Below are 8,133 nucleotides of genomic sequence, written 5' to 3'. Positions count from 1 at the left end.
GCCGAGATGGCGGCGTGGTTTGGCTGCGCGACGCGGACGATTGAGCGGCGGATGTCGCGCAAGGATGGGGAGTTTTGTCGGTCCTATGAAAAGGGCTTTGGGCGACTGAAGATTTCCCTGCGTCGGCAACAGATCGAATCGGCCAAGGGCGGGAACGTCTCGATGCTGATCTGGCTGGGCAAGCAGTTGCTGGATCAAGCCGACAAGCGCGAGGTGAAGGAAGAGGCGACAGTGACGGAGAAGGTGGCACCACTCACCCTGAGTCCGGAGGATGAGGAGTTTTTACAGAGGAAGGAGCGCCTGACTGCTCAGTTAGATTCCGTTAGATAAACTGATTGAATCTAACAAAATGGAATTTCAACGTTGCATGACCAAGAGCGATTCTTAGGCTCTATGGCTATCAGTCATGTATCCCGTGGCTGTCGAACACCTGGATTTCAACTTGTCCGGGAAAGCGTGATGCAGATCCGGGGGGAACTTGCATTCGTTCTTTCTCTGACGACTGAAGTTCGCCCTTAAGCGCCTCTCTTCCTTTTTGGGAGAGGGGCCGTTTGCGTTTTAGGGACCACTGCCCTGCCTCGCCAGGGCCTCGCGTGCGCGAATCATCGGAGCCGATGAAGCCAAAACGGGAGAAGAAGCCGAAGAAATCAAAGCGAACTCAAGCCAGCTCACCCAACAAGAATGGACGGCCAACGAAGCGAGTGGATGAGGTGATCGAGAGAGTGCTCGAAGGCCTGTCGATGGGGACGCCGCTGACCCTGATTTGCTCTGAGGAAGGGATGCCTTCGCCTCGAACCATTTACGACTGGATGGCGGAAGATGAAGGACTTTCCGCGCACATCGCGCGCGCGAGGGAGGCTGGTTTTGACCGGATCGCAATGGATGCGCTTGAGATCGCAGACACGCCCCAGGAAGGCGTTGAACGGATCGATACACCAGACGGCCCGAGAATTAAGCGAGGGGACATGCTTGGGCATCGACGACTTCAGGTAGAGACCCGACTCAAGCTCCTGGCCAAGTGGGACCCGAAACGCTACGGCGACAAGATCACTCAGGAAATCAGCGGCCCGGATGGCGGACCTATCCAGACCGTCGAGGAATACCGACCAACCGAAGCCGACGAGGCAATCCTGCTTCGAATTGCAGCCAAGCGTGATGAAATCCGCAAGAGCCGTGAGGCTGAGGAGGATGCAGAGTGAAGACTCAGCGAACCATTCTCAGCCCTTCCGAATTCGCCTGGTTTCAGCTGGGTGAAAAGTCGCTCTATGACTGGCAAATTGAATGCCTCGAGGCGATCGGGCTGCAGGGTGAGGGGTTGGCGGAATCATTGTCGGTATGCAGCACTGGCAAATCCGCTACAGCACGCACCGGGCTGCCGGTTGCGATCGCAGCAGCTAACGGATCGGGCAAGACGGCCAAGGTCGTGGCAGCGGCCATTCTGTGGTTCCTGAGTCGTTTCCCGCGTGGGCAGGTCGTGGTGACCTCGGGTTCGTTCCGGCAGGTGGAGAAGCAGCTGTGGCCTGCCTTGCGCGTGCATCAAAAGAAGTTCCCGGCGTGGACGTTCCTGCAGACTGAGCTGAAGACGCCAGAAGGTGGGTTTGCGCTTGGCTTTTCCACGGACGATCCGGGACGGGCTGAAGGCTGGCACCCAAAGATCGGCAGCGAGACTGATCCTGTCATGATCATCGTCGACGAAGCGAAGACGGTGCCGGATGGCGTGTTCGAGGCGTTCGACCGTTGCACCCGCGTGTTCCAGCTTTGGGTGAGTTCACCCGGCAAACCATGGGGCCAATTCTACGAGGCATTTCATTCACTCAAGAAGTTCTTTTGGACGCGCAAAGTGCGCTCGGATGAATGCCCGCACATCGATCCGGCAAAGCGTGCCCGCGACTTGGAAAAATACGGACCGGACCATCCGCTGTATCGGTCCATGCATGAGGCGGAGTTCACCGAGGATGCGGAGCGTCTGGTGCTGGCTCCTGATCGCCTGGCAAAGGCACTGGAAGGCCAGCCACAACCCGAGGAAGACGGCGAGGTGGTTGCATTCCTCGATTTCGCTGCAGGACGTGACGAGAACGTTCTGGCGGTTCGGCGTGGCAACACGGTGCGCATCATTAAGGCATGGGTGGAAAAGGACACGATGCAGGCCGCTCGCGAGTTCGTTCGATTGCTCAAGACCGAAGGCATCCAACCCGGCCAGGCATGGGGTGATGCGGACGGCTTGGGCACGGTGATGATCGATGCCATCGCAGAGCTGGGCTTTTACCTGAATCGCTTCCACGGTGGCCAGGCAGCGAGCGATCCCGATGAATACGCGAACCTGATCGGTGAAGTCTGGCACGTCGGAGCGACGGAGATCGAGCGGGGGAGAATCAACCTCGGAGTTCTGGACCCGGTGACGTTCAAGCAAATCTCGACCCGCAAGAGCGAGTGGAGCGAGAACGGCAAGCTGCGTGTGGAATCGAAAGACAAGATGCGAGCCGAAGGCAGGCACTCGCCCGACCGTGGCGACGCGGTGCTCGGTTGTATCGCGTGTGGTTCCCGGATGAGCGGAGCGATTCGCGCCAACTCGATCCACGTTCCGGAGGCGAACCGAGATAGCTTTTCCAATGGCTTGGTGACTGGCTGGTAGATCCGGGACCACTCGGAGCAATGGCCTTTGATGAACTGAGAGCGGCACCATGCGTGGCGTGAAGACGAAACTCCTATCATTCCTCGCGGCGGTTGCCGCTTTCCTCACCTTCGTCGGCGGACTTGATCTTGCCGGGATTGTTAGTTTCCTGCCGGACACGGTGGCCACAGGACTTGCGACGGCCTTGCCACTGCTTGCTGGTGTGGTCCACTTGATCAAGGCGCTCGGTGATTTCATCGATGACGGCAAGATCAACAACTCATGGTCGCCGAAGCTCTACCCGCTCGCCCTGTGGCTCACGTTGGGCGTGCTGTCCTATCCGCTGGTATCGTGTGCCGCAATTACCTCGGGCGTGACGGGGCAACCCATTGCGACTGCTCCCGTGAAACGAGAGGGCGGACGTCCTTTCAACGTGGCGACGTCCGACATTGCCCGAGCTGAAGCACAGCCTGAGACGGCCTGGGGACTCTACAATGCCGGAGCCGTGGCCGAAGTCCTGACCCCGATTGCGGACTCGGGAAAGTGATGCTGCTGAAATTCCTGTTTCCCTAACACCTTCGCGGCCGGTCCAGCCCGCACCCAACAAGCCATCCCCGAAGACCGGAAGTAGGGGACGGCCAACCCATTTCTTGATTCATGAAAATCACCTCTGATCACTGGCTGGAAGATGCCAAACGTGTGCCATTGCCAGGCGGCGCAGTGATGTCGATCCGGCGCTTTCTGGTGATGCATTTCACCTCGGGCGCAACCGCCATGTCCTCCATTAACTACTGGAAGGAGCTGGATAATGGCGTGTGTGCGCACGTCGTGATCGATCGCGATGGCACGATCTATCAATGCCGACCCTTCAACCGGACTTGCGGCCATGCTGGAGCGTCGCAATGGAAAGATCCGAACACCGGCATCACGTACTTCGGCCTGAACTCCTGCGCGATCGGGATCGAGATGGCAAACGGGGGTGACTCGGATTCACTGATCGAACGCTTCTCGAAGCTGAAGCCGCTTGTAGCGCGTCACAAGAACGGCGGGCCAGTGAAGAACTGGGAGAAGTATCCCAAGGCTCAGCTGAACGCCTGCGAAGCCGTCAGCAAGGCGCTGGTAGCTCGCTACAACCTCGACGATCTCGTCGGCCACGATGACATCGCCCCAGAGCGCAAAGTCGATCCCGGCCCGGCCTTCCCCATGCAAGCCATGCGTGAAGCCTGCGGCTTCCAAGGACTGCCAAAATCCTAAACCATGAGTGGCGCTGAAATGTCCATTTCCGTGTCGTGGGTGCTCGGGATCATCGGCCTGTTAGGCGGAGTGATCGCGACACTCGCGAGCATCATCTACAAAAGCCTGAGCGATCGCCTGGCCGCTCAGGATAAGATCATCGAGCATCTCCGGGCTGACGTGGAACGCATGAGCAAGGGGTGCGGGCTTGATCCGTGCCATTGGCGTGTTCGATAGTGTCGAATATGAAATCCGGGAATTTTTATATAATTTGGATGGATATGTTATATTGGCTAGCTAATTGGATTTGGTGAATATTTCATGTTGATTTATATTGTCGATTTGATGATTTTTCGATTCATTCGCTATATTCTTTTATTCTAAAAAGAGAATATATAAATTTGAATTGTGGTAATTAGAGTGATGAAAATGATTGGCATTAATTTTGCTCTTTCGGTAGTTCTATGAAAATAATTCTTCTTATTATAGGGCTTGTTAATTTTGCAAGCGGTGCTATGACTCTTCGTATAGAAGGGGTTCCCGGTTCTGGTGTGACTACTTGGACCTTGAGTGGAAATAGCACGGTTTATGGAAACTCAAACCTTGAGCCCTCAACCCCGAATTTCTTCGTGGGGACTTCGGTAAGTCTTCAAGGAGAAAATCAAAATCTTATAAATGATTTTGTAGCGGATGGGGTGCGCCGACAGGACTGGGCGGTGCCATTTTTTGGACTTCGTTGGTCAGTAAATGGGCTAGATTCAATTCTTGAAAGTGACATTTTGGAGCAACCTCAGATTACAATCGGGGACCAGAGTGTGAATATAAATCAAATTTATCATAGAAATCGTGATGACTTCGACTCTATAGGGATACGAACGGATGGTGCGACGCTATTTTATTATACTGGCCAAGAGGTTAGCTGGTCGGGTAGTTGGAGGTGGGTTGATTTCGATATTTCTGAGTTTGTAAGCGGAATCTATACAAATGAGGCAGATAATGGTGATTCAACTGGATTTTATTTCGCACAACCAGGAGACTTCCATTTAGTGGTGATTCCTGAACCTAAAACAGCAGTAATTTTAGTCTCGGTAACAGCCCTGATGCTTATGAGGCGGAAACACTCGCCAAATAATCAAATTGCTGCACAATGATCTCTTCTGAGGTTAGCTTGGTTTATCTTTGTAAAGGGACGAGCGCGTTCAAGGGCATAGCCCTCAAGGGGGGCGCATTGTGTGATTTCCTAGAATTTTGTTGATCGCTGAAGTTTTTTGCCTTCAAGGCTTTGACTGGAAGGTTAATATTTATTGATCTTAACTGATTGATTTTGTGAAAACTAGGCGTTAGCGGCGACGCCTTGTAGCCTTGGCTACTTATGGATTAGAAGCTTGAGCCAATCGGTGAGAAAGTTTGCTCCAACAGCGTGTGCAGTGACACCCACTACACCACCCAAGACTTGAATGACCTTCAAAATGTTTCTGTTTCTGTAGCGCTGAATAAGTCGCTGGTCCCCTTTATTAAGCTGGATGGCACTCAGCGTAAGAATCTGATCAAGCCCTGATTCAACGAGCGAGCCAAGTCGACGGGCAAGAAGCGCAGTAAGAGCAATCACCGTGCCGGAGAGAATCAGCCAACGTGCGACCAATGGAGGCGGCGAAGAATCCACGATCACGCCAGCGGTAGCCGTAAAGAGAGAAAGTCCGATAAATGCGATGGCCAAAAACTGCGAAACCGGCGGAACCCAATGCGTAAACCGCTGAATGTGGCGAATCCACCATAAATTGGAATGCCGTTCAATCTCACTGACCCAAGAGTCGATCATCCCAAGGATGTTCCGGGCGACCACATAGTCTACATACTCGATATCAACCACAATAGAGCTGCTGCCAAAAAAACTAAGGAGCGGAGGTGGGGCCATCTCTTGCTCCATCCGTCGAATCATGGCAGCCCGTGAAAGCGTGCGAACAACCACTTTGTAGTGCTGCGGCTTTTCGACTTTCGGCAGCTGGAGTAGGAGATTGAACTCGTAGACGATACTCTCGGTCGGGGACGTCTTAGAATGGTCGTAAATCGAAAACCTCTTATATGAGCTAAACACCTCCTTATTGTCGTCAAGGTGGTGCACCGTGATACTTTCGCTCTTATTGAGCACAGTCCACTGACCGCATGCTTGTTGACACTTCAAGTGAAGCTGCTGGATATCATCAAGAGTAATTAAATAATCTTTGGAGTATGTGCGCGACAGCTTCTCGGTCTTGCCGGTAACCGCGCTGTAAATAGCCTGGGCGATCTTGAATCGATCGCTCTCATCGACGATTTCAGTTGAGCCTGGGGGAATGGGGCGAATTTTACTCATTTTCCTTGTTTGACTTTGAAGAGATACTAGTTAGTAGAGGCGGCGGTGCGATTATAGGTTATGGTAGAGAATTCTCCTTAGTGTTCAATCTCCAACTCGCGGTGGGGTAGCGGATTACCCCCACGCTTTGTTCTTCTGATTTCTCATTCGGTATTATCAGAGGTTCAGGCTCCGCATGGTGATGGACAACATCAACACCCATACCCAAAAAAGGCGGCTATTGATCGTTTTGCTGCCCATCCGATAGAAAGTTTCCACTATATCCGACACAGACCTCATGGGTGAACTTTGTGGAGTGTTTTTTCAGCATGCTAACCCGCACGGGTTTGCGGCAAGCAGGTCCACAAGTCGAGGAAGGCTCTCCAAAGTTTCCTCAACCGATTCAGTCAAATCCTACAACAAGGTCTGCGGACTATTCAATATGGACTAAGGGACCGTGAGAGCTTGGCCGTATTATTCAGCTCACCAAGCTCTCGCAATATGCAGGTATCGCCTAATGTGTCTTTTATCTATCTGGCATGCACTAAGAATTAGCAAGGGGTCTACGTAATATGAAGCGAGAGTTTGGTAAGAAATGCACCAAGGCTTTACTGAGCTATCTTGCAGGCTTTGTTTCGTATTTATTCAATAGTCGTATGCGGTGCAAGTGATTGTAATTGATGGGTATTTGTGTTTTTTTTGTATTTTACCGATTAATGAATATCTCCAAATGATTAGTTGCTATGTGTAGATTTCTAAAGAGGAATAGTAAGGTTATTAGTATTATGCTCCATTTTGTGGTGTTTTCGACTAAAGGGTCTATCTTGGGATAGCTCGGGACGTAGTCAGTTCCGTATAAATGTGCAATCTCATTGCGCAGAAAATTTAGCGTTTTGAATCCGGATGATCTTTTTTTGAGGTTGCATATAAATATGTAGCAATAGGGTATATTTAATAAGGAGGCTATTAGCAGTTCAATTGGGTGTTTGTCTAATAGATTTATTTCACCAAATAGGATCACTGCAAATGCTCCGGGAAATGTCCAAATTAGAGTATTGAAGTGGTGTGCCTCTTTAACTCTTATGTCGTAAAGTGCTCGTAATTCGGATGGGGTGGGCTTATGTGTTTGATTTTTAATTAATTTATCTGGTTTGGTCATCTCTCATGATTATTAAATTATATTTAGTGCTGGTCAAAGTTTTGTGTTTTACTTTGGTCCTAAGTTCTTCGAATGTCGAGTTTCAAATTCTAGAATTAAAATTCCTCGTCGGAGCCTGTCTGTGATGTTATATTACGACTGTTTGATTTTTTGATATGTGACTGCAATAATGCTGATAGGGACTGAAGTTTTTCGAGATGTCCGAGTTTGGTTTTATTCTTCTAGAGAAATAAATTACTTAAAAATGCTTGGCTAGTATTTTTGTTGCTGGGATAATATTGATTTGAGTGATTATGAGCTTTATCGCCGGAAATTAACAAAACATCCAAACATGCCGAGATTTTATGGTCGGCCCGGGACCACTCGCCCGGATTGAGCGCTCGGGCTGCCCAGCCACACTCCCTGCGTGAATCCGATCCGCAGGTTTCAAGACTGGAGACTCGTCATCCGGCTACCGGCCAAGGCTGTTAGCCTGGAGGGGTGCATGGCGCGGTGCCAGCTCCGCAAATCCCCGCGTCCTGGCGCTCCGTTGGCGGCGACGATTGCTACTTCGATCCCGGTTCCGGCGAATCTGGAAATCATCTGTGATCTCACTAAAGAGCAAACCGGCCAGCTCGAAGCCGGTCGCTACTGGATCGATTGCCTGCTGGATCGTCCGGACGGATTCACGGAACCGGCTCTCACTCCTTACCCCATCGAGGTTGCCAACTCGGTGACCCTTCCGCTTTCATGATCGTTACCCAAACCGTTACCGTTGAACTCGAATCCGGCCCGCCGGGGCGCAGTGCTTTTGACCTG

The 8,133-nt window shown here is 51.6% G+C and carries 9 protein-coding genes; 8 read left to right on the top strand and 1 reads right to left on the bottom strand.

The features are described 5' to 3' along the window. From JIN85_RS19225 to JIN85_RS19195, 7 genes are all read left to right on the top strand, one after another. On the top strand, positions 1-330 hold a 330-nt coding region (locus JIN85_RS19225; protein ID WP_200273886.1), incomplete at its 5' end, for a hypothetical protein. A gap of 284 nt (positions 331-614) precedes the next feature. Next, positions 615-1,199 (top strand): terminase small subunit-like protein, encoded by a 585-nt coding sequence (locus JIN85_RS19220; protein WP_200273884.1) that lies wholly within the window; start codon positions 615-617, stop codon positions 1,197-1,199. After that, a complete protein-coding gene (locus tag JIN85_RS19215; RefSeq protein WP_200273882.1) occupies positions 1,196-2,632 on the top strand; it encodes a hypothetical protein in 1,437 nt (478 codons plus the stop codon). Before JIN85_RS19220 ends, JIN85_RS19215 begins: the two co-directional genes overlap by 4 nt. A gap of 58 nt (positions 2,633-2,690) precedes the next feature. Further along, on the top strand, positions 2,691-3,158 hold the full coding sequence (locus JIN85_RS19210; protein ID WP_200273880.1) for a hypothetical protein: 468 nt from the start codon (positions 2,691-2,693) through the stop codon (positions 3,156-3,158). A 110-nt stretch (positions 3,159-3,268) separates the two neighbouring features. After that, entirely contained in the window at positions 3,269-3,865 is a 597-nt protein-coding gene (locus tag JIN85_RS19205; protein ID WP_200273878.1) for an N-acetylmuramoyl-L-alanine amidase, read from the top strand. A gap of 3 nt (positions 3,866-3,868) precedes the next feature. After that, positions 3,869-4,081, top strand: a complete 213-nt coding sequence (locus tag JIN85_RS19200; RefSeq protein WP_200273876.1) for a hypothetical protein — start codon at positions 3,869-3,871, stop codon at positions 4,079-4,081. 227 nt (positions 4,082-4,308) lie between these two features. Continuing rightward, on the top strand, positions 4,309-4,995 hold the full coding sequence (locus tag JIN85_RS19195) for a hypothetical protein (RefSeq protein WP_200273874.1): 687 nt from the start codon (positions 4,309-4,311) through the stop codon (positions 4,993-4,995). Positions 4,996-5,210: 215 nt separating this feature from the next. Here the strand turns inward: JIN85_RS19195 and JIN85_RS19190 are convergent, their stop codons facing one another. Next, the gene (locus JIN85_RS19190; protein ID WP_200273872.1) at positions 5,211-6,197 is read right to left on the bottom strand and encodes a hypothetical protein; all 987 of its coding nucleotides are present in this window, start codon (positions 6,195-6,197) and stop codon (positions 5,211-5,213) included. Positions 6,198-7,741: 1,544 nt separating this feature from the next. Here JIN85_RS19190 and JIN85_RS19185 point away from each other — a divergent pair. Further along, on the top strand, positions 7,742-8,068 hold the full coding sequence (locus JIN85_RS19185; protein WP_200273870.1) for a hypothetical protein: 327 nt from the start codon (positions 7,742-7,744) through the stop codon (positions 8,066-8,068). Positions 8,069-8,133 lie beyond the last annotated feature (65 nt).

The sequence above is a fragment of the Luteolibacter pohnpeiensis genome (assembly GCF_016595435.1).
GTDB lineage: Bacteria > Verrucomicrobiota > Verrucomicrobiia > Verrucomicrobiales > Akkermansiaceae > Luteolibacter > Luteolibacter pohnpeiensis.
The sequence above is the reverse complement of the archived record's forward strand: the minus strand, read 5'-3'. Positions and strand labels throughout refer to the sequence as shown.